Raw genomic sequence first — 22,468 nt, 5'->3', positions numbered from 1 at the left:
TGGGGAATCCCTTCATGACGGCTCCGACGGCTCCGTCCCCCCGATCCGGCACCGGCCTGCCCGGCTCGCCCGACCTGTTGCGCTCGGTGTTCCGCCGGCACGCGGCGGGCGTCGCCGTGATCACCGCCGACAACGGCGGCCGGCCGGTGGGCTTCACCGCGACCTCGCTCAATTCCGTCTCCGCGGACCCGCCGCTGCTGTCGTTCACCATCGGTACCGGGTCCTCCAGCTGGCCCGGGGTCCGGGACTCCGAGTACCTCGGCGTCCACATACTCGGTGAGCACCAGGGCGATCTGGCGGGCCTGTTCGCCCGGAACGGAGCCGACCGCTTCGGCCCGGCCACCGACTGGGCCCCCGGACCGTACGGGGTCCCGGTGCTGGACGGAGTCCTGGCCTGGCTGGTGTGCCGGATCGTGGCACGCGTGCCGGCCGGTGCGCACCGGGTGGTGATCGCGGAGGCGGTCGCCGGGGATCCGGCGGGGGATCCGGCGGGCGACGGGCGTCCGCTGCTGTACCACCAGGGGCGCTTCAACGCGTTGCGCGACTGAATCGTCCCTGCTGGGACGGGTTCCGCCCGCGTTGGCCAGATCACAGTTCACGGGCCTTGCAACCTGGCGGGACCCGCTGTGTACTGACGAGTAACATTCCCTTCGGAGCGCGGGCCGCCCCGGCGGGAACGGCCCGAGATGGCGCCTATGCTGCCTGAACAAGGCGGTACCAGAAATGTCGATGCGGTAGGAGAGCCGGCGTGAGCCTGAGGATCGTTGTCTGTGTGAAGTACGTGCCCGACGCCACTGGCGACCGGCAGTTCACCGAGGACCTGACCGTCAATCGTGACGACGTCGACGGCCTGCTGTCGGAGCTCGACGAGTACGCCGTCGAGCAGGCGCTGCAGATCGCCGACGAGGCCGACGACGCGGAGATCACCGTCCTGACGGTGGGCCCCGAGGACGCGAAGGACGCGCTGCGCAAGGCGCTGTCCATGGGTGCCGACAAGGCCATCCACGTCGAGGACGACGACCTGCACGGCAGCGACGTGATGGGCACCTCGCTGGTGCTGGCCAAGGCGATCGAGAAGGCCGGTTACGACCTGGTCATCACGGGCATGGCCTCGACCGACGGCACCATGGGTGTCCTCCCGGCGATCCTGGCCGAGCGTCTGGGCGTCCCGCAGGTCACCCTGCTCTCCGAGGTCAAGGTCGAGGACGGTGTCGTCACCGGCCGCCGCGACGGCGACTCGGCGAGCGAGCAGCTGGAGGCCTCCCTCCCGGCGCTCGTCTCGGTGACGGACCAGTCGGGCGAGGCCCGTTACCCGTCCTTCAAGGGCATCATGGCCGCCAAGAAGAAGCCCGTGGAGTCCTGGGACCTGGAGGAGCTGGACATCGAGTCCGACGAGGTCGGTCTCGAAGGCTCCTGGACCGCGGTCGACTCCGCGGCCCAGCGTCCGGCCCGCACCGCCGGCACGATCGTCAAGGACGAGGGCGAGGGCGGCAAGTCGCTGGCCGCCTTCCTTGCGGAGCAGAAGTTCATCTAAGAGCTGTCTGGCCGGCCGGAAGTTCATCCAAGAGCTTCGGCCCCTTCCTCAAACGCCCCCTGACTACTTCGCATTCGCAGGAGCATCCCCAATGGCTGAAGTCCTCGTCTACGTCGACCACGTCGACGGCGCCGTCCGCAAGCCCACTCTCGAACTGCTGACGCTGGCCCGCCGCATCGGCGAGCCCGTCGCCCTGGCCCTGGGCGCAGGCGCCGAGGCCACCGCCGCCGTGCTCGCCGAGCACGGCGCCGTCAAGGTCCTCACCGCCGACGCCTCCGAGTTCTCCGACTACCTCGTCGTACCGAAGGTGGACGCGCTCCAGGCCGCGTACGAGGCCGTCTCCCCGGCCGCCGTGCTCGTCCCGTCCTCCGCCGAGGGCAAGGAGATCGCGGCCCGCCTGGCCGTGCGCATCGGCTCCGGCATCATCACCGACGCCATCGATCTGGAGGCCGGTGAAGAGGGTCCGGTCGCGACGCAGGCCGCGTTCGCCGCTTCCTTCACCACCAAGTCCCGCGTCTCCAAGGGCACCCCGGTCATCACCGTGAAGCCGAACTCGGCCCCGGTCGAGGCCGCTCCGGCCGCCGGCGTCGTCGAGGCCCTCGCCGTCACCTTCGGCGCCCTGGCCACCGGCACCAAGGTCACCTCCCGCACCCCGCGCGAGTCGACCGGCCGCCCCGAGCTGACCGAGGCCGCGATCGTGGTCTCCGGCGGCCGCGGCGTCAACGGCGCCGAGAACTTCCACATCATCGAGGCGCTCGCGGACTCCCTCGGCGCGGCCGTCGGCGCCTCGCGTGCCGCCGTCGACGCCGGCTGGTACCCGCACTCCAACCAGGTCGGCCAGACCGGCAAGTCGGTCTCCCCGCAGCTGTACATCGCCTCCGGCATCTCGGGCGCGATCCAGCACCGCGCCGGCATGCAGACCTCGAAGACCATCGTGGCCATCAACAAGGACGCCGAGGCCCCGATCTTCGACCTGGTCGACTACGGCGTGGTCGGCGACCTCTTCGCGGTCGTCCCGCAGCTGACCGAGGAGATCAAGGCGCGCAAGGGGTAGTCCCCAGTCCGCAGGCCTGACCTGCGGGAAGTGCTCTCCGGGGCCGTGTGGTGTTTCTCACCGCGCGGCCCCGAGTCGTTTGTCCAGGACGGCCGGGGGACCATTGACTGAGCGGAACCCCGTGGCTAAATTCTGCTATGCGGATGAAAGATTCCGTGAAGCGGAAAAGAGGAGAGTGCACGATGGGTCAGCAGGAGAAGGTGGCGACGAGCCTCGCAGGCGCGGTCAGCGAGGGCATCAGCGCTTCCCTCGCGCCGGTGGACGCGGAACTCGCGCGCCACTACCCGGGCGACCCCGGCACCCGTCAGCCCATCCACACGGTCTACGTCCCCGGTGACGTCTTCAACGCGGACACCATCCGCTCCTGGGGCGACCAGGCCCTCGCGGCCCTGGACGAGCACGCCCCGGACGCCGCCACCTTCGCCAAGGTACTCGGCATCTCCGACGAGCTGGCCGTGCCGGTCTACGACCGCGTCCGCGCCAAGCTCGCCACCGAGCCGATCGAGGACCTGCGCGTCGACTTCGAGGACGGCTTCGGCGTCCGCTCCGACGAGGAGGAGGACCAGGCCGCCGCCCGCGCCGCCCGCCTCATCTCCGAAGCCTTCTCCAACGGCACGAACGCCCCGTACATGGGCATCCGCATGAAGTGCATGGAGTCCAACGTCCGCGACCGTGGCATCCGGACCACCGACGTCTTCCTCTCGGGGCTGCTCGCGCACGGCGGCCTGCCCGAGGGCCTCGTCCTGACCCTGCCCAAGGTCACCTACGCCGAGCAGGTCACCGCCTTCGTCAAGCTTCTGGAGGCCTTCGAGGCCTCCCGCGGCCTGCGTCCGGGCCGGATCGGCTTCGAGATCCAGATCGAGACCAGCCAGTCGATCCTCGCCTCCGACGGCACCGCCGCGGTCGCCCGCATGATCGAGGCCTCGAAGGGCCGCGCCACCGGCCTGCACTACGGCACCTTCGACTACAGCGCCTGCGTCGGCGTCTCCGCCGCCTACCAGTCGAGCGACCACCCCGCCGCCGACCACGCCAAGGCGGTCATGCAGGTCGCGGCTGCGGGCACCGGCGTACGGGTCTCCGACGGCTCGACCAACGTCCTGCCGATCGGCACCACCGAGCACGTCCACGAGGCCTGGAAGCTGCATTACGGCCTCACCCGGCGCGCCCTGGCCCGCGCCTACTACCAGGGCTGGGACATGCACCCGGCGCACCTGCCGACCCGCTACGCGGCCGTGTTCGTCTTCTACCGCGAGGGCCTCGAAACGGCCGCCGCGCGCCTGAAGGCGTACGTCGCCAAGATCGAGGGCGACGTCATGGACGAGCCCGCGACCGCGAAGGCCCTGGCCGGCTACCTGGTACGCGGCCTCGACTGCGGCGCGGTCGGCGCCGACGAGGTCACGGCCCTGACCGGCCTGACCCGCGCGGAGCTCGACGCCTTCGCCATCCCGCGCCGCTCGGCGACGATGACGGCCACCGCCTGAGCGGTCCAGTCACCCGGGAACCCCTGACGAGGCCCGGCCGGTCTGCCCCCGGCCGGGCCTTTCCGGTGCCTCAGGACCGGTGGACCAGCCAGAGCCTGAGGACTCCGTCGTCGCACGCGGCGGCCAGCAGACTCCCGTCGGGGGAGAAGGCCGACCCGATCGCCCCCGCCCCGGCGCCGTCCAGCAGCCGTGCGACGAGCCGCCCGCTCGCCGCGTTGGACAGCCGCAGGGAACCGTCCCCGCCCGTCGTGGCCAACAGACCGCCGTCGGGGGAGAACTCCAGCGCCATGATGCCCGGCCGGTACCCCTCCAGGAGCGGTCCGAGTGCCTCGCCGGTCCTCGGGTTCCACAGCGAGACGCCCGTCCCGTCCCGGTCGACCAGGGCGAGCCGCGTGCCGCCGGGCGCGAACGCGGCGGGCGGCCGGACCGTGCCCGGCCGCTCGGGGAACGGCCGGCAGGCGAGAGCGCCGGTCGACGCGTCCCACACGTGCACCCGCTCCCCGACGACGGCCAGCAGCCCGCCGTACGGCGAGAAGAGCACCTCGGCGGCGAGCTCGGGCCCGCCCGGATCGAAGGGGCCGCCCCGCTGGGTGAAGGTGGGGGCGTCGTGCACGGTCACCGTGCCGTCGGTGCGGGTGAGGGCCACCAGATGGCCGTCCGACGAGTACGCCATGTGCTCGACCATGGACACCCGGACCCGGTCCGCCCGCCCGATCGGCGGAGCCAGGCCGCGGGAGGTCCAGACCTCCGGCAGGCCGCCGTCCCGGGCGAATTCCACCCCCCAGGCGGGTACCCCGCGCGGCGCGCGCCGCGCGAGGCATTCGGCCGGGTCGGCCAGATCCCACACGAGCAGCCGATCGGCGTCGCTGACCGCGAGGACCAGGGAGCCGTCCGGTGAGAACCGCGGCCGGTCCAGGACCCCGCCGTCGGGCAGGAGGCCCGGTGACGGCAGCGGCACGGCGACCCACCTGCGCAGGGCGGCCGTCAGCGCCGCGCCGCCGCTGGACGCCGGGAACTCCGCGGACGAGGCATCGGGGCCGGCGCGGTGCAGCAGTACGGCTTGGTCGTCGCCTGCCGTGGCGAGCGTCCGCCCGTCCGGGGAGAAGGCCACGGCGTTGACGGCGAGGGCGTGACCGCCCAGGGGCCGTCCGACCGGCGCGCCCGTGTGCGCGTCCCACAGACGTACGGTCCGGTCGCCCCCGGCGGTGGCGAGCGTCCGCCCGTCCGGGGAGAAGGCCACGGCGTTGACGGCCCCCGCGTGTCCTACGAGGCCGGAGCCCTGCCTCCGCCCGGTGCCGGCATCCCACAGCAGCGCCGTTCCGTCGTGGCTGCCAGTGGCCAGGAGCCGTCCGTCCGGGGAGTAGGCCAGTGCCTCCACGTTGTCCGAGTGCCCGGCCATGACCGGCCCGAACGGCTGCCCCGTGGCCGTGTCCCACTGCTGTACCTCGCCGAACGCGTCGACCGCGGCCAGCCGTCGGCCGTCGGCCGAGAGGGCGAGGACCTCCGGGAGCCCGCCGCAGTCGGCGAGGACTGGTCCCACCGGGCGGTCGGCGTCCAGGTCTTGTACGTGCACATCGTCGCCCGTGAGGACGACGCCGAACAGGCTCCCGGCGGCCGTGAACGCCGGCCCGTCGAGGTTCCGGATGCCGGGGGGCCGGGGGCGGGGTGAGCGCAGCGGGGTCCACGACGCCGGGTCCCACAGGTGTACGACGCCGTCGTCGAGGACGGCGAGGAGCCGGTCGCCGACGGGGGAGAAGGCGACGTGCAGGGCCGGGGAGGCGGACATCCCGCGACCGCTGCCCAGCACGGCTTCGGCCCGGCCCTCGGAGGCGCTCCACAGCCGGACCGTGCCGTCGTTGCCCGCCGAGGCCAGGGTCCGGCCGTCGGGGGAGAAGGCGAGCTGCCAGATGGTGCGGGTGTGTCCGACGAGCCGGTGCGCGACGCGGAACTTTGCTGCGGCCGTGGGGTCCGGGGGGTCGGTCAGGGGGGTCGGGTTCGGTGCCGGTGCCGGTGCCGGTGCCGGTGCCGGTGCGGGTGCGGGTGCGGGTTGGTTCACCGCGTGTGCCGTGCTGGTCGGTTCCGGTGGGGGGTCCGGGCGGCGGTGTGCGGGGTCGTCCAGGGCGGCCAGGTCGCGCCAGCGGCGGCGCCAGAGCTCCAGTTCGGGCGCGCCGTGCGGGGGGACGGGCTTGTCCTGGCCGAAGGCGTCGAACGCGTGGAGGATCCGGACCAGGCCCATGAGCCGGTCGAGCCCGGGCAGCCGCTCGCCGCGGAACGCGTCGCTCTGGGTGGCCACCGGGAGCCGGATCCCGGTGCGCGACCTCTCCGCGCGGGCCGCGATCTCGCGGTACGAGCGTTTGCCGCGGTCGATCCTGAGCTGGCGCAAGTCCGCGGCGAAGGCGGCGAGTTCATCCTGGAATCCGGGCGTGTTCTCCATCAGGGCCCAGGTTAGGGGGGTGCGGCACGGCTCCGCCGGACAATCCCGAACAGCGCGGAACATCTCGGGGAACCGCCGGTGTCCGGCGCCGTTCGGCAGCCTGGGGGGGGGTGTCTCTATGTCTTTCGTCAAGGACGTGGTGCCGGGTATGAGGCTGTTTGGGATGGTCATGGGGCGAGGGTGGCGGCGGGGACTCTGGAGTCGTAGAAGGTGCCGTCTCGGAGCATGGCGAACAGGACACTGATGCGTTGTCGGGCGAGTCGTAGGAGTGCCTGGGTGTGGGTTTTGCCGCGGGCTCTTTGCCGGTCGTAGTAAGCGCGGGAGGCTGGGTCGGCGTTCATGCAGGCGAAGGCGGAGAGGAACATGGCGCGTTTGAGCTGGCGGTTTCCGCCGCGGGGTGCGTGTTCGCCGTGGATTGAGGTCCCCGACGACTTCGTGGTGGGGGCGAGGCCGGCGTAGGAGGCGAGGTGGGCGGCGCTGGGGAAGCTGGTGCCGTCTCCGACGGTGACCAGCAGGACGGCGGCGGTCCTGACTCCGACTCCGGGCATCGAGGTCAGGACCTGGTGAAGAGGGTGGGCCTCCAGCAGGCTGCTGATCTGCGCTTCCAGCGCACGGCGCTGGTCATGGACCGTGGCGAGCGAGGCGGCCAGGGACGGGATCACGATGTCGAGGGTGCCGGTTCCCGGGACCACGACGGTCTGCTCGTCGAGGGCGTCGAAGACGTCGTCGATCAGCCGGACGGCCATGCGTGGGGCCTTGGGGCGGATGAGTTCGACGAGTCTGCGGCGGCCGGCTTTCCGCAGTGCGGCCGGGGATCCGTGACGCTCGAGGAGCCAGGTGACGGCCGGGTGGTCCAGCCGCGGTCCCAGGACTCGTTCGAGGCTGGGGTGGAACTGGGTCAGCAGGCCGCGTATCCGGTTCGAAGTGCGGGTGGCTTCGGCGGCGAGGTCCTGGTCGAAGCCGGTCAGCACCGTGAGCTCGGCGGTGATCTGGTCGGTCAGCTCCAGCGACCGCAGGACGTGCGGCATGGTTCGGGCGGCGTCCGCGATCACCGCCGCGTCCTTCGCGTCGGTTTTCGCCTCGCCTGGATACAGGTCAGCGATCCGCCGCATCGAGAGCCCGGGCAGGTAGGCGACCTCACAGCCGGCGTCGCGGGCGACGGTCAGCGGCAGAGCGCCGATCGATGCGGGCTGGTCCACGATCACCAGCACCGTGCCGAACTTGGCCTTGAGTTTGTCGAAGACGGCCCGCAGCCTGGGTTCGCTGTTGGGCATCGGCTTGTCGAAGACCTTCTTGCCCGCCGGCGTCAGCCCGTGGCCGTGGTGGGCGCTCTTGCCGACGTCCATACCCAGGAAGACGCCCACATCGCCGGTGTCTAACATCGAACCCCTCCTGGGTGGTTGACCTGGCCGGCCACGGCGTTGGCACCGTACTCGCGCATCCACGTTATGCAGACCTGCCGCCCACGTCTCTGTCCGGCATTGCGCCGGACCGGGCGGTGGCCGGGTCTCTCATCAGCGGCTCCGACGGCACCCCACGGGCCCGGCGACACCACCCCCCAGGCCATCACTTCGACAGAGGGGACACAGTCATACCGGGCCCGGAGGCCAGCGGTCCCGTTGCAGGACCGCGAAAAACATAACGGGGGGGGGGGGGGGGGGGGGGGGGGGGGGGGGTCGTTCGGCGGCGTGCCGATTTCGTTCGGCCCGTGCCGTGCGGCGGTCCGCAGCGCGCTGCAATCGGTGCATGACCACACATGAGCCGCGCGCGTCCCGGAACAGCGAGCGCCCGCAGTCCGATCCGCCTCTCCTGACCCTGCACGCCGCCGTCGTGCTGGTCCTCGCCGTGCTCGCCGGGTTCACCGTCGGCGGGCTGAGTCACCTCGGCGGGGTGTCCGGCCCGTTGTCGGTGCTCGCGGGGCTGGGGGCCGGGGGCGGAGCCGTCCCCGTGTTGCACGGTCTCATCCGGTGACCGGGGGAGGGAGCTCGCCCGAGCCACGGGTGATCAGGCGGGTCGGGAGTTCGATGCGGGACGGGGGGAGGTCGGCGCCCGCGAGTCGTTGGAAGAGACGGTCTGTGGCCACCCGGCCCAGGGCCGCCGCGTCCTGGGAGACCACGGTGATCCCGGGGCGCAGGAGGTCGGCGAGCTCGAAGTCGTCGAAGCCGACCAGTGCCACGGGCAGCGGCCGCGCCGCGAGGACCCGTACGACCGTGACCGTCACGCGGTTGTTGCCGGCGAAGACCGCAGTGACCGGTTCGGTTCCGGAGAGCATCGCGCGGGCGGCGGCCGAGACGCGGTCCGGGGCCGTCGCGCCGAGCGAGACCCATGATCCGGCGACCGGCAGGCCGGCGGCCTCCATGGCCGCGCGGTAGCCCCGTAGCCGCTCGGTGGCCGTGTGGATGTGCGGATGGTCGCCGATGAAACCGATCCGGCGGTGTCCGGCCGCGATCAGGTGCGCCACCCCGTCCCGGGCGCCGCCGAAGCTGTCGGACAGCACGACGTCCGCGTCGATCCGGCCCGCCGGGCGGTCCACGAACACCGTCGCGACCCCGGCCCGGATCTCCGGCTCCAGGTAGCGGTGGTCGTCCCCGGCCGGGATCACGATGAGGCCGTCCACCCGGCGGGCGCACAGCGCGAGCGCCAACTCCCGCTCGCGGTCCGGATCCTCGGCGCTGGAGCCGTTGATGAGCAGGGCGCCGTGCGCGCGGGCCACCTCCTCCACGGCCCGGTTGAGCGGACCGTAGAAGGGGTCGGCGAGGTCCTCCAGGACCAGGCCGACGGTGGCGGTACGGCCCTTGCGGAGCACGCGGGCACTGTCGTTGCGCCGGAAGCCCAGCGCGTCGATGGCGTCCTGGACCCGCTTCTCGGTGTCGGGGGTGACCCCCGGCTCGCCGTTGACCACACGGGACACCGTCTTGAGGCCCACGCCGGCCCGGGCCGCCACGTCCTTCATGGTCGGCCGGTTGCCGTAGCGGGGTTCGGACGGGCGGCGGGTGTGCGGCACGGTGGTGAAGCCTCCGGGACGGTGGGCGGTCGGGTGGAGCGGCAAGGCCCTGACCTTGAGGATAAGCACTCACAGGGGCGGCGGGGTTTCCGTGGCAGGGTGGTGCGGGCAAGCCACTGGGGGCATCGGGAGAGGGGTAGACGTGATTGTCTGGATCAACGGCACTTTCGGCGCCGGGAAGAGCAGCACGGCCCGTGAGTTGACCGGGCTCCTGCCGGACAGCACCCTGTTCGACCCGGAGTTCATCGGCGACGCACTACGGGTCCTGCTGCCGCGCAAGCGGCTCGCGGAGGTCTGCGACTACCAGGACCTGCCGAGTTGGCGGCGGCTCGTCGTGGACACTGCGGCGGCGATGCTCGCCGAGGTGGGCGGGGTGCTGGTGGTGCCGATGACCCTGCTGAGGCAGGAGTACCGGGACGAGATCTTCGGCGGGCTCGCCGCGCGCCGGATCGCGGTGCGGCATGTGCTGCTGGCCCCGGGGGAAACGATCCTTCGGGAGCGGATCGCGACCCGGGAGGAGACCGCTCCGGGACAGGACAGGGACCCCCGGGACCGTCAGTGGGCGTACGAGCACATCCCCGCCTATCAGCACGCGCTGGGCTGGCTGACGGCCGACGCGCACGTCGTCGACAACGGGGCGCTGACCGTACGGGAGACGGCGGAGCGGATCGCCGAAGCCGTACGCACCGACGAGGCCCGGGCCTGCGACATCGTGCAGACGCCGCAGCCGACGCGGGAGACGGTGGCCGCCGGGGTGCTGCTCTTCGACGACGCCGACCGGGTGCTGCTGGTGGATCCGACGTACAAGGCGGGTTGGGAGTTCCCGGGGGGCGTGGTCGAGGCGGGCGAGGCACCGGCGTGCGCGGGCATGAGGGAGGTCGAGGAGGAGCTGGGGCTCGTCCTGGCCCGTCCGCCGGAGCTGCTCGTCGTCGACTGGGAGGCGCCCGGACCTCCGGCGGGGTACGGGGGACTGCGGCTGCTGTTCGACGGCGGCCGGCTCCCGGCGGCGGAGATCGGGCGGCTGCGGTTGCCGGGGCCGGAGCTGCGGGCATGGCGGTTCGTGACGGAGGAGGAGGCGGCCGGGCTGCTGCCGCAGGTGCGGTACGAACGGCTGCGCTGGGCCCTCAGGGCCCGGGAACGGGGACGCGCGGTGTACCTGGAGGCGGGGCGGGCGGTGCCGTAACCGGCCCGGGGGCCGCCCCGTAACCGGCCCAGGCCGTCTCCTTCGGCCCCGACCGACAGACCTGAAGGGGACGGCCTAGATCAGCCCGTTGTCACGGGCGTACAGCGCGGCCTGGGTGCGGTCGCGCAGGCCCAGACGGGTCAGGACGCGGGAGATGTGGTTCTTGACGGTGCCTTCGCTGAGGTAGAGGCGGGAGGCGATCTCCTTGTTCGTGGCGCCCGCCGAGATGAGGCGGAGCACTTCCGTCTCGCGGGGTGTGAGGGCGTCGGGAGCGGGGAGACCGGCTGCCAGGTTGGCGAGGACGGACTGGTCGAACTGGGCGACTCCCGCGTGGGCGAGGCGCACCGCCTGGGCGAGCTCGGCGGCGGGCAGGTTCTTGAGGAGGTAGCCGACCGCGCCCGCCTTCAAGGCACGGCTGACGTACTCGTCGTCGTTGAAGGTGGTCAGCATCACGATCTTGCAGGTGGGCAGTCGGCGCCGCAGCACCCCGGTGGCGGTGACCCCGTCGAGGCCGGGCATGCGCACGTCCATCAGCACCACGTCCGGGCGGCAGCCCGGCGCCTCCTCGACGGCCTGCTCGCCGTCGCGGGCGCTGCCCACCACCTCGATGCCCGGCTGGATGCCCAGCAGCGCGGTGATCCCCTCACGGACCAGGTCCTGGTCGTCGACGACGTACACGCGCACGCTCACCACGGGACTCCCACCGAGAGGACGGTGCCGGACGGCGAACTGTCTATGTCCACCGTTCCGTCCGCGAGGCGGACCCGCTCGCGCAGTCCCGCGAGCCCGAAGCCCTCGGCCGCCCCGGCGAACCCGGCGCCGTTGTCCGCGAGGCGCAGGCGGGCTCCGTGGTCGTCGTACGACACCGCCACCTCGATCTCGGTGGCGCCCGAATGCCGGCAGGCGTTGGTGAGACCTTCCTGGACGGCCCGGTACAGCACCAGCAAGGGCCTGCGCTCGGTCCCGGACATGTCGAGGGAGATACGGCGGTCTGCGCCGTCCAGATGGTGGACGAGGTCGGCCAGCGCCCGCGACAGGCCGGCCGGCTCCGATTCCGACTCGGGTCCCAAGGTGCGCACGGAGGCGCGTACTTCGTCGAGCGCGCGGCCCGCCGACCAGCGGGCGCTGGAGACGGCCTTCGCGGAACCGCCCGGGTCCAGCGAGGCGAACGCCTCCGCCTTCTCCAACTGGATCCCTATCGCGGTCAGATGGTGGCCCAGGCTGTCGTGTATCTCGCGGGCGAGCCGATTGCGCTCACGCGTCGCGGACAACTCCGCGACCTGCGCGAGCGTGCCCTCCAGGCGGGTCCGCGCCTGCTGTTCGCGGACGGCCACGGCGGCCATCGCGACGGCCAGGACCACACCCAGGGCGAACATCAGCAGGTCCGAGATGTACGCGGCCTCCAGCTGCCAGTGCGGGACCCACAAGGTGAACGCGCCCGCCAGCAGGGCCACGCAGCCGGCTCCGAGCCAGATGCCGGCGGTGGGGCCGAAGGCGAAGTACCCGAGGAAGGGGACGAGGACGAACAGGACGCGCGAGAGCCCCGAGTCGTCCAGTGCCGCCACCGCGCACAGCAGGACGATCCTGGCGCCGAAGACCATGCGGGGCGCGAGGGCGCGCTCGCGGAGGTCGAGCGCCACGAGCAGCCCGAGGACGGCCGTGAAACCGGCCGTCCGGACGTCGGGGCCCGGTCCGATCGCGCAGTAGTAGAGCCCGCCGACCAGCACCGCCCCGTAGAGGACGGTGGGAATCCAGGGCACGGGTCGTGGCATCGATCCTCCTTCACATCGTGCGTTCCTGTGCAGCGTACGTGGCGGGCGGGGTCGTCCCGGCCGCCTGTGGACAGAGGGATCGGGGATTGGCCAGAGGTCATGTGCCCTTCGGGTACTGAGGCTTGGCTGACTCGCACTTACCTGGGGTGACCTGCGATTCCTACATTTCGAGGGTCATCACAACTCAGGGAAGAGAGACCCCCATGCTGCGCAGTCTGGCCATCGCGCCCTTGCTGCTCGCGACCGCTCTGACGGCTCCCGCGGCGGCCCGTCCGGCCCCCGCCGACCTGAAGGTCCCCGGAGCCGAGTACGCGGTCACCGCGCGCCTCGCCGATCTGACCACCACGGGGACGAGGTCCACCGGGCACACCGACCTCAAGGACTGGGCGGGACTCGAAGCGCCCAGGACGGTCACTCCGTCCGGCGTCCCAGGGGTCCAGATAGACGGGTACTTCCCCGATACCTCCACCACCAACACCGACCACGGCTGGAACCACGACTCCCAGTTCGTCATCCGGCTGCCCGACCACTGGAACGGCGGACTGGTGGTGGCGGGCCCGCCCGGCACCCGCAAGCAGTACGCCAATGACCGGATCATCAGCGACCAGGTCCTGGCCAAGGGGTACGCGTACGCCGCCACCGACAAGGGCAACAACGGGGCCGAGATATACAAGGACGGCGAGCGGCCCGGCGAGGGGATCATGGAATGGCACCGCCGCGTGGCCGAACTGACCGTCGCCGCGAAGAAGGTGACGAACCAGAGGTACGGGCGCACCCCGAGTCGGACGTACGCCGCGGGACTCTCGGCCGGCGGGTACCTGGTCCGCTGGCAACTGGAGCACTACGCCTCGCTCTACACGGGAGGCATCGACTGGAACGCCCTCACGTTCACCTCCGAGGGCAGCCTGCTCACCACCCTCCCGCCCGCCCTGCGCGCCTATCCCAGTGCGGCCAAGGGTGACAAGGCGGCCCACGACGCGATCATTGCGGCCGGGTACCCCGCGGGCTCCGAGAAGCTCTGGGGATACCAGTACGACAACCTGTGGGACTCGCTCCAGCGGACGGTGCGCGAGGAGCTCGACCCGGGCTACGACGGCGCCACCGAGGGAGGGACGCCGTTCTGCGCCGCGGGCAGCGGGGCGGGCTGCGACGCCGACTACGATTTCGCATCCCGGCCCCGGGCCGTCCACCGTGCGGTGGAGCGGGTCTCGTTGACCGGACGGATACAGAAGCCCCTGATCAGCATCCAGGGCACCCTCGATGCCCTCACCCCGCCCGCGACCTTCGGTGACGTGTACGACCGCATGGTCACCGACGTCGGCCGCGGCAGCCTCCACCGCTACATCAAGGTTCCCGGCGGTACCCACACCGATGGCATGGTCCCCATAGACGAGCAGAACCTGCGGCCCATGCTGCCCTCGTTCGTCGAGGCCTTCGGTCAGCTCGAAACCTGGACGCAGGGCAAGCAGCCCGGGCAGCGCTGAGCCGTCTAGACGGTCTGGGCGCCGACCGCCTGCGCCGCCGCGCGCAGGACGGCCGCCGCGTCCACCGTCAGGGGGTCGCCGTGGCCGAAGCAGGCCACCGACGGGGACAGGGCCGCCAGCCGGCCGAAGGCCGCGATGGCTTCGGCGCGGTCCACGTTGAAGACCCCCAGCATCACCTGGCCGACCCCGGCGACGCAGTCGCCGGTGAACAGCACGCCGTGCGAAGGGAGATGGACACCGATGCTGCCCGGAGTGTGACCCGGGGCGTGGACGATGACGGCGCCGCCGCCGAAGGGGAGCACCTCGCCGTCCGACAGTTCCCGGTCCACCCGGGTCGGCGGGGCCGCCGGGACCGTCAGGCCGTGTGCGTACAACGGCCGTTCCCACTCCAGGAGCACCGGCTCCGGAACCGGGAGGTCTCCGCGGATGACCGGGGCGTCCAGCCCGTGGGCCAGTACCTCCGCGCCCCAGCGGGCGGCGAGTTCGCCCGCCGCGCCGACGTGGTCGCGGTGGCAGTGGGTCAGGACGATCCGCTGCAGCCGCTCGGGGCGCAGACCGAGGGAACGTATCGCCCCCTCGATCGCGGCCGCCGACTCGGCGTGGCCCGCGTCGATCAGGGTCAGGTCCGCGCCGTCGCGCCAGAGGTAGGCCTGGCCGATGGGGAAGCGGAGCATGTGGAGCCGTTCGGGGATGACTTCGACAAGATCCATCACCCGAACGTACGTGGACGGGACCCGCTCCCGGCCGAGATACGCCGAGAGCGGGGTTCGCCCGTAGCGGAGCGTCAGGCGCGCGTCAGGCGCGCTTGGACTCCGCGTAGTTGACGAGGAACAGCGCCTCCGTGACCGACAGGCGCTCCAGCTCCTCCGGGGAGACGCTCTCGTTCACCGCGTGGATCTGGGCCTCCGGCTCGCTCAGACCGATCAGCAGGATCTCGGCCTCCGGGTACAGCGAGGTCAGGGTGTTGCACAGCGGGATCGACCCGCCCATGCCGCTGACCTGCATCTCCTGGCCCGGGTACGCGACCTTCATGGCCTCGGCCATCGACGCGTACGCCGGGCTGTCGGTGTTGGCCTGGAACGGCTGGCCCTGACCCACGACTTCGAGCTCCAGACGCGCCTTCCACGGGGTGTGCGCCACCATGTGCGCCTCAAGCAGCTTGATCGCCTCCGTGGTGTCCACGCCCGGCGGCACGCGCAGGCTGATCAGCGCACCCGCGCTCGCGTGCACCGACGGGGTCGCGCCGACCACCGGCGGGCAGTCGATCCCCAGCACGGTGACCGCGGGCCGGGCCCAGAGACGGTCCGCGACGGTGCCCTCGCCGATGAGCTCGACCCCGTCCAACACCTTCGCGTCGGCACGGAAGTCGGCCTCCGGGTACTGGAGCCCCTCCCACACAGCGTCCGAGGCGAGCCCGTCCACCGTGGTCGAACCGTCCGCCGAGCGCAGCGAGGCCAGCACCTGGATCAGGGCGGCCAGCGCGTCGGGGGCCACCCCGCCGAACATGCCGGAGTGCAGGTTCCCGCCCAGCGTGTCGATCTTGACCTTCAGCAGGGTCATCCCGCGCAGGGTCGCCGTGACCGTGGGCAGGCCCGTACGGAAATTGCCCGCGTCGCCGATCACGATGGTGTCCGCGGTCAGCAGCTCGGGGTGGGCCGTCGCGTACTGCTGCAGACCGCCCGTGCCCTGCTCCTCCGAGCCCTCGACGATCACCTTCACGCTCACCGGCACACCGCCGTTGGCCTTCAGGGCACGCAGCGCGAGCAGGTGCATGATGAACCCGCCCTTGCAGTCCGCCGAGCCGCGCCCGTACCAGCGGCCGTCGCGCTCGGTCAGCTCGAAGGCGGGGGAGATCCAGGCCGCGTCGTCCAGCGGCGGCTGCACGTCGTAGTGCGCGTACAGCAGCACGGTCGGCGCGCCCGCCGGACCGGCCAGGAAGCCGTAGACCGACTGGGTGCCGTCGGGGGTGTCGAGGAGGGCCACGTCCTGGAAGCCCTCGGCGCGCAGCGCGTCCGCCACCCAGTTGGCGGCGGCCTCGCTCTCACTCTTGGGGAACTGTGCCCAGTCCGCCACCGACTGGAAAGCCACCAGCTCGGACAGCTCCTGCTTGGCGCGGGGCATCAGCGAGGCGATGGTTTCGGCGATCGGGTGCGAAGACATGGGCACGCTCCTACTGGGTGCGACGTTGGTGTACGTGTACGCCTCCCGCATCCGCGGGGTGGGCGTATGCGGGCTGAGGCAAAAGACAATGTCGATCCTCGCACAGCAGCGCGACCCGGCTCGCGCCGTAGGATTTCCCCGGCATCGGAGCAATGGCATGAACCGCAGGGTCAGGAGCAGCAGCACATCGTGAGCAGCGACGAGAGCGACAGCGGCGACGTACGCGACGCGGCAGCAGGACAGGCCGCTCAGGGGGCGGACGCGGAGACGGCCGGGGGGACCGGCGAGGTGTGGGACGTGATCGTGGTCGGGGCGGGACCTGCCGGGTCCTCGGCCGCACATGCGGCGGCTACCGCCGGGCGGCGCGTCCTGCTGCTGGAGAAGGCCGAACTGCCCAGGTACAAGACCTGCGGCGGTGGCATCATCGGCCCCTCGCGCGACGCCCTCCCGCCGGGCTTCGTGCTGCCCCTCAAGGACCGCATCCACGCGGTCACCTTCTCGCTCGACGGGAAGTTCACCCGGACGCGGCGTTCGAAGCAGATGCTGTTCGGGCTGATCAACCGTCCCGAGTTCGACGCGGCGCTGGTCGCCGAGGCGGAGAAGGCCGGCGCGACCGTCCGTACGGGTACGGCCGTGTCGCGGGTGGAACAGCACGGGGCCTCCGTGCCCGACCGGCGCACCGTGGCCGTGGTGCTCGCCGACGGCGAGACCCTGCTGGCGCGGGCCGTGGTCGGCGCGGACGGCAGCGCGAGCCGGATCGGCGCGCACGTCGGGGTCGAGATGGACCAGGTGGACCTCGGTCTGGAGGCGGAGATCCCCGTCCCGGACACGGTCGCCGAGGACTGGAAGGGGCGGGTCCTCATCGACTGGGGTCCGATGCCCGGCAGTTACGGCTGGGTGTTCCCCAAGGGCGACACCCTCACGGTCGGGGTCATCTCGGCGAAGGGCGAAGGCGCCGCGACCAAGCGGTATCTGGACGACTTCATCGCCCGGCTGGGCCTGTCCGGCTTCGAACCGGCGATCTCCTCCGGTCACTTGACCCGCTGCCGCAAGCCCGGATCGCCGCTCTCGCGCGGCCGGGTGCTCGTCGCGGGCGACGCGGCCGGGCTGCTGGAGCCGTGGACCCGGGAGGGCATCTCCTTCGCGCTGCGCTCGGGGCGCCTCGCCGGTGAATGGGCTGTGAAGGTCGCCGAGGCCCAGGACGCGGTGGACGCGCGCCGACAGGCGCTCAACTACGCCTTCGCGGTCAAGGCCGGGCTGGGTGTGGAGATGGGCGTCGGCAAGCGGATGCTCACCGTCTTCGAGTCCAAGCCGGGCGTTCTGCACGCGGCGATCACCGGCTTCCGGCCGGCCTGGCTGGCCTTCGCGCGGATCACCCGGGGTTCGATGACGCTGGCCGACATGGTGCGTACGTACCCGCTGGCGCGCAAGGCGCTGCACCTGCTCGACACCAGGCAGGCGCGCGGCCGGGGCGAGGGCCCGGCCCAGGGCCAAGGGCAGGGGCCGGAGCAGGGCGCGGATCAGGTGCGGGGCCCGGGTGCGGGTGGTGCGAAGCCGGGAGAGCCGCAGGGCGAGACGTCGAGCGCGGCGCCCGCCGGACCTCAGGGCTGATATCCGGCCGACGGTCGCCGGACGCGGGGGCCGAGGTTCGCTTCCCAGTGGGGGAGCGGGCGTGTGCAGTCGCGCGGTGTGGCGGTCTTGCCGGATGTTCCGGCGAGGCCGCCGCCGTCTTTTGCGGGGCGGCGCACGGTCAGCCGGTGACGGTGATGCGGAAGACCGGGTGGTCGGCGGCGGCGGCCCGGAGCTCGGCCTCGGGGGAGTTGACGGTGACGCCCTGGAAGAACCGGTTGACCTCCCAGCCCCACTTCTTCAGGTACCCGCGCAGGACCACGGCCTGCTCGGCGGGGTCGGTGAGCTCGGTGACGGTGAAGGCGCGCACCTTGCGGCCCACGCGGAGCTCGCCGCCGCCTGCGGCACGCATGTTGCGCACCCACTGCGAGTGGCCGCGGGCCGAGACCAGGTACTGCACGCCGTCCTGGGTGTACGGGTTGACCGGGATCCGCTGCATCCGGCCGGACGTGCGGCCGCGTACCGACAGCTCGGCCGTGCCCGCGAGGCTGATGCCGAGGCGGGCGAGTCTGCCGAAGAAGGCGTTGAAGCGGATGGCGATCGGGCCGGACGTGACGTAGTAGGGCGTGGGCGCGTTCATGGCAGCCTCCGGGGCGCTGAGGAGAGGGTTGAGAGAGCACTGCTCTCGCTTGAGATCAGTGTGCACGGAGCGTCGATCCAAAGCAAGAGCAGTGCTCTCGAAATAGATCGGCGATCCTCTTTTTGGGCACTGCTCTGCCTGCGTGCCACACTGACCCCCATGAGCACCGTGCGAGGGGCCAGGGAACGGGCCCGCATCGAAGTCACCGCCGCCATCAAGGACGAGGCGCGCCGCGCACTCGCGGCCGAGGGCGCGGCCAAGCTCTCGCTGCGCGCCGTCGCGCGCGAGCTGGGCATGGTCTCCTCCGCCCTCTACCGCTACTTCCCCAGCCGCGACGATCTGCTCACCGCGCTCATCGTCGACGCCTACAACAGCGTCGGCGCCGCCGCGGAGGAGGCCGACGCCCGTGCGCTCGCCGCCGGCGGAGCCGCCGGAGCCGGACCCGGAGCCGGAGCCGGCGGGGCGCCTCGGGCCCGCTGGATCGCGGTCTGCGAGGCGGTCCGCGGCTGGGCGCTGGAGCACCCGCACGAGTACGCGCTCATCTACGGATCCCCCGTCCCCGGCTACAGCGCGCCCAGCGACACCGTCGGCCCCGCCTCCCGCGTCGGCAACACCCTCATCGGCATCGTCCGCGCCGCCTACGAGGGCCACGGCCTCGCGCTCCCGCCGCTCCCCGCCGAGCTGCGGCCCGAAGCCGTCCGGATGACCGAGGACTTCGCCGAAGGCCTCCCCCCGGAAGTCACCGCAGCCCTGGTCGCCTCCTGGGCGCAGCTCGTGGGGCTCGTCTCCTTCGAGCTGTTCGGCCAGTTCAACCGGGTCGTCGAGGACCGCGACACGTTCTTCGCGCACGCCGCCGGACAGCTGGCGCACGGGGTGGGGCTGCCCACCGTGTGAGGGTGGGCGCGTTCGCTTGTCAGTTCCTCTTACCGAAGCGGAGGTTTCCGGCCTGGCGTGCCCGGCCGCCCGTCTAGTGTTCCTCGGGTCGCGTTCCCGCCGTCCCCGCCCCCGCCGCCGCCCGAGGAGCCGTCATGACCCGCGCCGCGAAGGCCTTGTTAGCCGTCGTCGCCACCCTCTTACTGGCCGCGCCGGCGCCCGCCGTCACCGCCTCGGCGACTCCGGGCCCGGTCTCCGCGTCCGCCGCGGGCCCCGCTCCCGCCGTGGCCCCCGCAGTGACCCCGACCCCTCGGATGCCCGGCGTCCGGGGCCTGGAGGTGGCCGTCCCGGCGTACGTCTGGGCCGACGACCCGATGCTGGCCGACCTCACCGCCACCGGCCCGGCCGCCTCCGTGGTCGTCCTCAACCCCGGCAACGGCGACTCCCCGTTCAACGCCCCCTGGCAGGCCCGAGCCGACGCCCTGCGCTCCGGCACCACCTCCACGGGTGAGAAGACCAAGGTCCTCGGCTACGTCCACACCGACCACGGCAACCGGGACCTCGCCGCCGTCGAGGCCTCCATCGACAACTACTTGAAGACCCCCGACGGGCGTCTCCACGTGGACGGCATCTTCTTCGACGTCGTCAGCCGCGACTGCGGCCCCGGCAACGCCATCCGCGACCGCTACGCGCAGCTGCGCCGGTACGTCCAGGACGCCATGGAGGCCATCGCCCCCGACGCCTCCGAACTGGTCGTGAACAACCCCGGCACCGCCATCGCCGACTGCTTCCTGGAGCCGGGCCACCGCACCGCCGACGTCTTCGTCACCTACGAGGACACGTACGCGGCATACATGGGCGGTGGCTGGCTCGGCGGCAACGTGTTCAACGGCCTCACCGGCTACCGGGCGGGCGCCGAACTCGACCCGAGCGGAACGGCGTTCTGGCACCTCGTCCACGACGTCCCGGACGCCCCCGCGATGCGCGCGACGCTCCGCACGGCCTTCGAGAGAGGCGCGGGCTACGCGTACGCGACCAGCGCGAGGATGCCGAACCCGTGGAACGCGCAGCCCAGTTGGAAGTACCGCTCCCAGACCACCTACGCGTCCTCCCTCGGCTGAGCGCCGAGCACTGAGCACGGAGAACCGAGCGCTGAGGTCTCAGCACACGTCGACCTCGACGGTTCGCCCGTCGGGATCGACCAGTCGGTGGTGACCCGGCCCGAGGTCCGGGTTCGTGGTGGTTCCGTCGACGCTCAGACTCAGCCCCAGGCGCAGGTCATCGGACCAGCAGGGTCACCCGCGCGGTGGCGGCCGGGGCCGGCTGTTCGACGTCCTTCGGAGCGGCCGGTCCGACCGTCGGATATCCCATGCGGCCGAGTTTAGGGCGGCGGGGTGAACGGCCCTGGGGCCTGTCGTCAAAGTGGCGTCGTCGCCCGCGGGGCAGACGGCATTTTGACGACAAGGCTTAGCGGCCGTCGTTCTCCGGGCGGCGGGAGAAGCGCCACAGGAGGCGCGTGACCCTGAAGAGGAACGCGGCTCCGGCCAGGGTGGCGCCCACCGCCGCCAGGATCCCCGCGGCGGTGGGGGAGAGGTCGAAGAGGAGGGCGGGGCCGTAGACGCCCGCGAAGGTGAGGGCGGCCGCGAAGGCGCCGCTGATGAACGCGTAGGCGATCTCGATGGTGATCGCGTCCCGGTCCGCCTGGCTGCGTCTCCCCATGCCCGCAGTGTCACAGCGCCCCGCGCACCCCCACAAGGGCGCCCCGCCGGTGGTGCGTCAGATCCCGGCCGTGTCCGCCCAGAGCCGCGCCAGCTTCGCATCACCCGTCACACCCGGCCCGGTCAGCGGCAGCCGGTTCCACAGCGCCGAGTACAGCCAGGCGGCCTCGCCGGTCAGCGTGCAGTCGGCCGGCACGGCGTCGGTCCCGCCGTCGGCGCCGAACCGCACCGTACGCGCCGGGTCCTGCGACAGGTGCACGGTCCACACCGCGCCCGTGTCCGATGCCCGCACCCGCAGCACCCGCGGCTCCGCCGTCCGTACCCGGCTCGTGGGCCGCGCGTGGAAGCCGGTCAGCAGCTCGTCCACCCCGTCGGCGGCGAACAGGGGCTCCACCGGCCCGAATGCCGTGCCCAGCGCCGCCTCCGCGTCCAGCCGGTGGACGGTGGTCTCATGGGCCTGGCGGCGCGCCCAGAACGCCAGCGGCGACGGCGGCGCCGTCGGCAGGAAGGTCCAGCACTCCATGTCGGCCGGGGCCTCGCTCAGCGTCCGCACCAGCGCCGAGTGGCCCTCGCGGAACCATGCCAGCAGCTCCGCGCCCGCCAGTTCCGGCGCGTCCGGGAACGGCGCCCGCTCCGTCAGGCCCTCCCTGACGTACCCGGCCGCCCAGCGGTGCACCGAGCCGGTGTGCCGCAGCAGATCGGCGACCTCCCAGTCGGGGCAGGTGGGCACCGGGGCATCGGTTCCCGCCCGTTCGGCGGCGGAAGCGAGCAGCTCCCCCTCACGGGCAAGGGTCTTCACACAATCGATGATCTCCATATCGGGATTTTGTCAGCCGGACGCACAATGGACGACATGGACGGCGAACTCTTCCCGCGGGAGCGCACCGAGATCGTTCCGGGCGCCGTGCACGTGCCCGACTGGCTGGATCCGTCCCGGCAGCGGGAGTTGCTGGACGCCTGCCGCTCCTGGGCCAGACCACCCGCGGGGCTGCGCACCGTGCACACCCCGGGCGGTGGCACGATGACCGCCCGGCAGGTGTGTCTGGGGCTGCACTGGTATCCGTACGGGTACGCCCCCACCGCCGTGGACGGGGACGGGGCTCCGGTCAAGCCGATGCCCGACTGGCTCGCGCGGCTGGGGCGGGACGCGGTGGCCGTGGCCTACGGGGACACGCGGAGCCTCGATGCCGGGCCCGGGGCGGCCGAGTACGACATCGCGCTGGTCAACTTCTACGGGGGCGACTCGCGCATGGGCATGCACCGCGATGCGGAGGAACGCTCCCCGGCACCGGTGGTCTCGATCAGCCTGGGTGATTCCTGCCTCTTCCGCTTCGGCAACACGGCCTCGCGCGGGCGCCCGTACAGGGACGTTGAGCTGCGCAGCGGGGATCTGTTCGTCTTCGGCGGACCGGTCCGACGGGCCTATCACGGGGTGCCGAAGGTCCTGCCCGGCACCGCCCCGCCCGGACTCGGGCTGACCGGGCGGCTGAACATCACGCTCCGCGTCGGCGGGCTCGGCTAGTACACGGCGCTCGCACCGCTCCGGTCGTGCGAGGATCGCT

Annotated in this window: 21 protein-coding genes; 11 read left to right on the top strand and 10 right to left on the bottom strand. The window is 72.2% G+C overall.

Features of this window, described 5'->3' with window-relative positions:
* The first annotated feature begins 14 nt into the window (after nt 1–14).
* The 4 genes from AC3IYJ_RS05625 to AC3IYJ_RS05610 all read left to right on the top strand — a co-directional run bounded on the left by AC3IYJ_RS05625 (nt 15) and on the right by AC3IYJ_RS05610 (nt 4,069).
* On the top strand, nt 15–548 hold the full coding sequence (locus tag AC3IYJ_RS05625) for a flavin reductase family protein (protein WP_489400240.1): 534 nt from the start codon (nt 15–17) through the stop codon (nt 546–548).
* A gap of 200 nt (nt 549–748) precedes the next feature.
* Nucleotides 749–1,534, top strand: coding sequence for an electron transfer flavoprotein subunit beta/FixA family protein (locus tag AC3IYJ_RS05620; protein ID WP_489400239.1), 786 nt, complete (start codon nt 749–751; stop codon nt 1,532–1,534).
* Nucleotides 1,535–1,625: 91 nt separating this feature from the next.
* The gene (locus AC3IYJ_RS05615; protein ID WP_489400238.1) at nt 1,626–2,588 is read left to right on the top strand and encodes an electron transfer flavoprotein subunit alpha/FixB family protein; all 963 of its coding nucleotides are present in this window, start codon (nt 1,626–1,628) and stop codon (nt 2,586–2,588) included.
* A gap of 182 nt (nt 2,589–2,770) precedes the next feature.
* Complete coding sequence (locus AC3IYJ_RS05610) at nt 2,771–4,069, top strand: DUF6986 family protein (RefSeq protein WP_489400237.1); 1,299 nt, start codon at nt 2,771–2,773, stop codon at nt 4,067–4,069.
* Between the two features lie 70 nt (nt 4,070–4,139).
* On the opposite strand, the gene AC3IYJ_RS05605 is transcribed toward AC3IYJ_RS05610, so the two are convergent.
* Together AC3IYJ_RS05605 and AC3IYJ_RS05600 are read right to left on the bottom strand one after the other, a co-directional pair.
* Nucleotides 4,140–6,503, bottom strand: coding sequence for a WD40 repeat domain-containing protein (locus tag AC3IYJ_RS05605; protein ID WP_489400236.1), 2,364 nt, complete (start codon nt 6,501–6,503; stop codon nt 4,140–4,142).
* 167 nt (nt 6,504–6,670) lie between these two features.
* Entirely contained in the window at nt 6,671–7,885 is a 1,215-nt protein-coding gene (locus AC3IYJ_RS05600) for an IS110 family RNA-guided transposase (protein WP_489398780.1), read from the bottom strand.
* 364 nt (nt 7,886–8,249) lie between these two features.
* On the opposite strand from AC3IYJ_RS05600, the gene AC3IYJ_RS05595 reads away from it, so the two are divergent.
* A complete protein-coding gene (locus tag AC3IYJ_RS05595; protein WP_489400235.1) occupies nt 8,250–8,474 on the top strand; it encodes a hypothetical protein in 225 nt (74 codons plus the stop codon).
* Here AC3IYJ_RS05595 and AC3IYJ_RS05590 read toward each other — a convergent pair.
* A complete protein-coding gene (locus AC3IYJ_RS05590; RefSeq protein WP_489402698.1) occupies nt 8,464–9,507 on the bottom strand; it encodes a LacI family DNA-binding transcriptional regulator in 1,044 nt (347 codons plus the stop codon). The genes AC3IYJ_RS05595 and AC3IYJ_RS05590 overlap by 11 nt on opposite strands.
* Nucleotides 9,508–9,649: 142 nt before the next feature.
* Here AC3IYJ_RS05590 and AC3IYJ_RS05585 point away from each other — a divergent pair, with 142 nt between their 5' ends.
* Nucleotides 9,650–10,690 (top strand): NUDIX hydrolase, encoded by a 1,041-nt coding sequence (locus tag AC3IYJ_RS05585; RefSeq protein WP_489400234.1) that lies wholly within the window; start codon nt 9,650–9,652, stop codon nt 10,688–10,690.
* A 75-nt stretch (nt 10,691–10,765) separates the two neighbouring features.
* Here the strand turns inward: AC3IYJ_RS05585 and AC3IYJ_RS05580 are convergent, their stop codons facing one another.
* Entirely contained in the window at nt 10,766–11,380 is a 615-nt protein-coding gene (locus AC3IYJ_RS05580; RefSeq protein WP_489400233.1) for a response regulator transcription factor, read from the bottom strand.
* A complete protein-coding gene (locus AC3IYJ_RS05575) occupies nt 11,377–12,462 on the bottom strand; it encodes a sensor histidine kinase (RefSeq protein WP_489400232.1) in 1,086 nt (361 codons plus the stop codon). Before AC3IYJ_RS05575 ends, AC3IYJ_RS05580 begins: the two co-directional genes overlap by 4 nt.
* Nucleotides 12,463–12,665: 203 nt before the next feature.
* Between AC3IYJ_RS05575 and AC3IYJ_RS05570 the strand changes: the two genes are divergently transcribed.
* On the top strand, nt 12,666–13,946 hold the full coding sequence (locus tag AC3IYJ_RS05570) for a tannase/feruloyl esterase family alpha/beta hydrolase (protein WP_489400231.1): 1,281 nt from the start codon (nt 12,666–12,668) through the stop codon (nt 13,944–13,946).
* A 5-nt stretch (nt 13,947–13,951) separates the two neighbouring features.
* Here AC3IYJ_RS05570 and AC3IYJ_RS05565 read toward each other — a convergent pair whose 3' ends face one another.
* Together AC3IYJ_RS05565 and AC3IYJ_RS05560 are read right to left on the bottom strand one after the other, a co-directional pair.
* Nucleotides 13,952–14,656 (bottom strand): MBL fold metallo-hydrolase, encoded by a 705-nt coding sequence (locus AC3IYJ_RS05565; protein WP_489400230.1) that lies wholly within the window; start codon nt 14,654–14,656, stop codon nt 13,952–13,954.
* 85 nt (nt 14,657–14,741) lie between these two features.
* Nucleotides 14,742–16,106, bottom strand: a complete 1,365-nt coding sequence (locus tag AC3IYJ_RS05560) for a dipeptidase (protein ID WP_489400229.1) — start codon at nt 16,104–16,106, stop codon at nt 14,742–14,744.
* Between the two features lie 189 nt (nt 16,107–16,295).
* Here AC3IYJ_RS05560 and AC3IYJ_RS05555 point away from each other — a divergent pair, with 189 nt between their 5' ends.
* Complete coding sequence (locus AC3IYJ_RS05555) at nt 16,296–17,717, top strand: geranylgeranyl reductase family protein (RefSeq protein ID WP_489400228.1); 1,422 nt, start codon at nt 16,296–16,298, stop codon at nt 17,715–17,717.
* Between the two features lie 139 nt (nt 17,718–17,856).
* Here the strand turns inward: AC3IYJ_RS05555 and AC3IYJ_RS05550 are convergent, their stop codons facing one another.
* Complete coding sequence (locus tag AC3IYJ_RS05550) at nt 17,857–18,315, bottom strand: nitroreductase/quinone reductase family protein (RefSeq protein WP_489400227.1); 459 nt, start codon at nt 18,313–18,315, stop codon at nt 17,857–17,859.
* Nucleotides 18,316–18,474: 159 nt separating this feature from the next.
* On the opposite strand from AC3IYJ_RS05550, the gene AC3IYJ_RS05545 reads away from it, so the two are divergent.
* Together AC3IYJ_RS05545 and AC3IYJ_RS05540 are read left to right on the top strand one after the other, a co-directional pair.
* The gene (locus tag AC3IYJ_RS05545; RefSeq protein WP_489400226.1) at nt 18,475–19,209 is read left to right on the top strand and encodes a TetR/AcrR family transcriptional regulator; all 735 of its coding nucleotides are present in this window, start codon (nt 18,475–18,477) and stop codon (nt 19,207–19,209) included.
* 134 nt (nt 19,210–19,343) lie between these two features.
* Nucleotides 19,344–20,309, top strand: coding sequence for a spherulation-specific family 4 protein (locus tag AC3IYJ_RS05540; protein WP_489400225.1), 966 nt, complete (start codon nt 19,344–19,346; stop codon nt 20,307–20,309).
* A 346-nt stretch (nt 20,310–20,655) separates the two neighbouring features.
* On the opposite strand, the gene AC3IYJ_RS05535 is transcribed toward AC3IYJ_RS05540, so the two are convergent.
* Both AC3IYJ_RS05535 and AC3IYJ_RS05530 read right to left on the bottom strand, forming a co-directional pair.
* Nucleotides 20,656–20,907: a DUF6332 family protein gene (locus AC3IYJ_RS05535; RefSeq protein WP_489400224.1), complete on the bottom strand. Its 252-nt coding sequence runs from the start codon at nt 20,905–20,907 to the stop codon at nt 20,656–20,658.
* Between the two features lie 57 nt (nt 20,908–20,964).
* Entirely contained in the window at nt 20,965–21,723 is a 759-nt protein-coding gene (locus AC3IYJ_RS05530; protein WP_489400223.1) for a maleylpyruvate isomerase family mycothiol-dependent enzyme, read from the bottom strand.
* Nucleotides 21,724–21,759: 36 nt separating this feature from the next.
* Here AC3IYJ_RS05530 and AC3IYJ_RS05525 point away from each other — a divergent pair, with 36 nt between their 5' ends.
* A complete protein-coding gene (locus AC3IYJ_RS05525) occupies nt 21,760–22,428 on the top strand; it encodes an alpha-ketoglutarate-dependent dioxygenase AlkB family protein (RefSeq protein ID WP_489400222.1) in 669 nt (222 codons plus the stop codon).
* Nucleotides 22,429–22,468: the final 40 nt, after the last annotated feature.

Source organism: Streptomyces sp. GL_140, assembly GCF_057834465.1.
The sequence above is the reverse complement of the archived record's forward strand: the minus strand, read 5'-3'. Positions and strand labels throughout refer to the sequence as shown.

Bases quoted from the DNA above. Each gene is read 5' to 3' on its own strand.
- AC3IYJ_RS05625 (WP_489400240.1), top strand. From the start codon at position 15: ATGACGGCTCCGACGGCTCCGTCCCCCCGATCCGGCACCGGCCTGCCC.
- AC3IYJ_RS05615 (WP_489400238.1), top strand. From the start codon at position 1,626: ATGGCTGAAGTCCTCGTCTACGTCGACCACGTCGACGGCGCCGTCCGC.
- AC3IYJ_RS05610 (WP_489400237.1), top strand. From the start codon at position 2,771: ATGGGTCAGCAGGAGAAGGTGGCGACGAGCCTCGCAGGCGCGGTCAGC.
- AC3IYJ_RS05605 (WP_489400236.1), bottom strand. From the start codon at position 6,503: ATGGAGAACACGCCCGGATTCCAGGATGAACTCGCCGCCTTCGCCGCG.
- AC3IYJ_RS05600 (WP_489398780.1), bottom strand. From the start codon at position 7,885: ATGTTAGACACCGGCGATGTGGGCGTCTTCCTGGGTATGGACGTCGGC.
- AC3IYJ_RS05595 (WP_489400235.1), top strand. From the start codon at position 8,250: ATGACCACACATGAGCCGCGCGCGTCCCGGAACAGCGAGCGCCCGCAG.
- AC3IYJ_RS05575 (WP_489400232.1), bottom strand. From the start codon at position 12,462: ATGCCACGACCCGTGCCCTGGATTCCCACCGTCCTCTACGGGGCGGTG.
- AC3IYJ_RS05570 (WP_489400231.1), top strand. From the start codon at position 12,666: ATGCTGCGCAGTCTGGCCATCGCGCCCTTGCTGCTCGCGACCGCTCTG.
- AC3IYJ_RS05565 (WP_489400230.1), bottom strand. From the start codon at position 14,656: ATGGATCTTGTCGAAGTCATCCCCGAACGGCTCCACATGCTCCGCTTC.
- AC3IYJ_RS05560 (WP_489400229.1), bottom strand. From the start codon at position 16,106: ATGTCTTCGCACCCGATCGCCGAAACCATCGCCTCGCTGATGCCCCGC.
- AC3IYJ_RS05550 (WP_489400227.1), bottom strand. From the start codon at position 18,315: ATGAACGCGCCCACGCCCTACTACGTCACGTCCGGCCCGATCGCCATC.
- AC3IYJ_RS05545 (WP_489400226.1), top strand. From the start codon at position 18,475: ATGAGCACCGTGCGAGGGGCCAGGGAACGGGCCCGCATCGAAGTCACC.
- AC3IYJ_RS05540 (WP_489400225.1), top strand. From the start codon at position 19,344: ATGACCCGCGCCGCGAAGGCCTTGTTAGCCGTCGTCGCCACCCTCTTA.
- AC3IYJ_RS05535 (WP_489400224.1), bottom strand. From the start codon at position 20,907: ATGGGGAGACGCAGCCAGGCGGACCGGGACGCGATCACCATCGAGATC.
- AC3IYJ_RS05530 (WP_489400223.1), bottom strand. From the start codon at position 21,723: ATGGAGATCATCGATTGTGTGAAGACCCTTGCCCGTGAGGGGGAGCTG.
- AC3IYJ_RS05525 (WP_489400222.1), top strand. From the start codon at position 21,760: ATGGACGGCGAACTCTTCCCGCGGGAGCGCACCGAGATCGTTCCGGGC.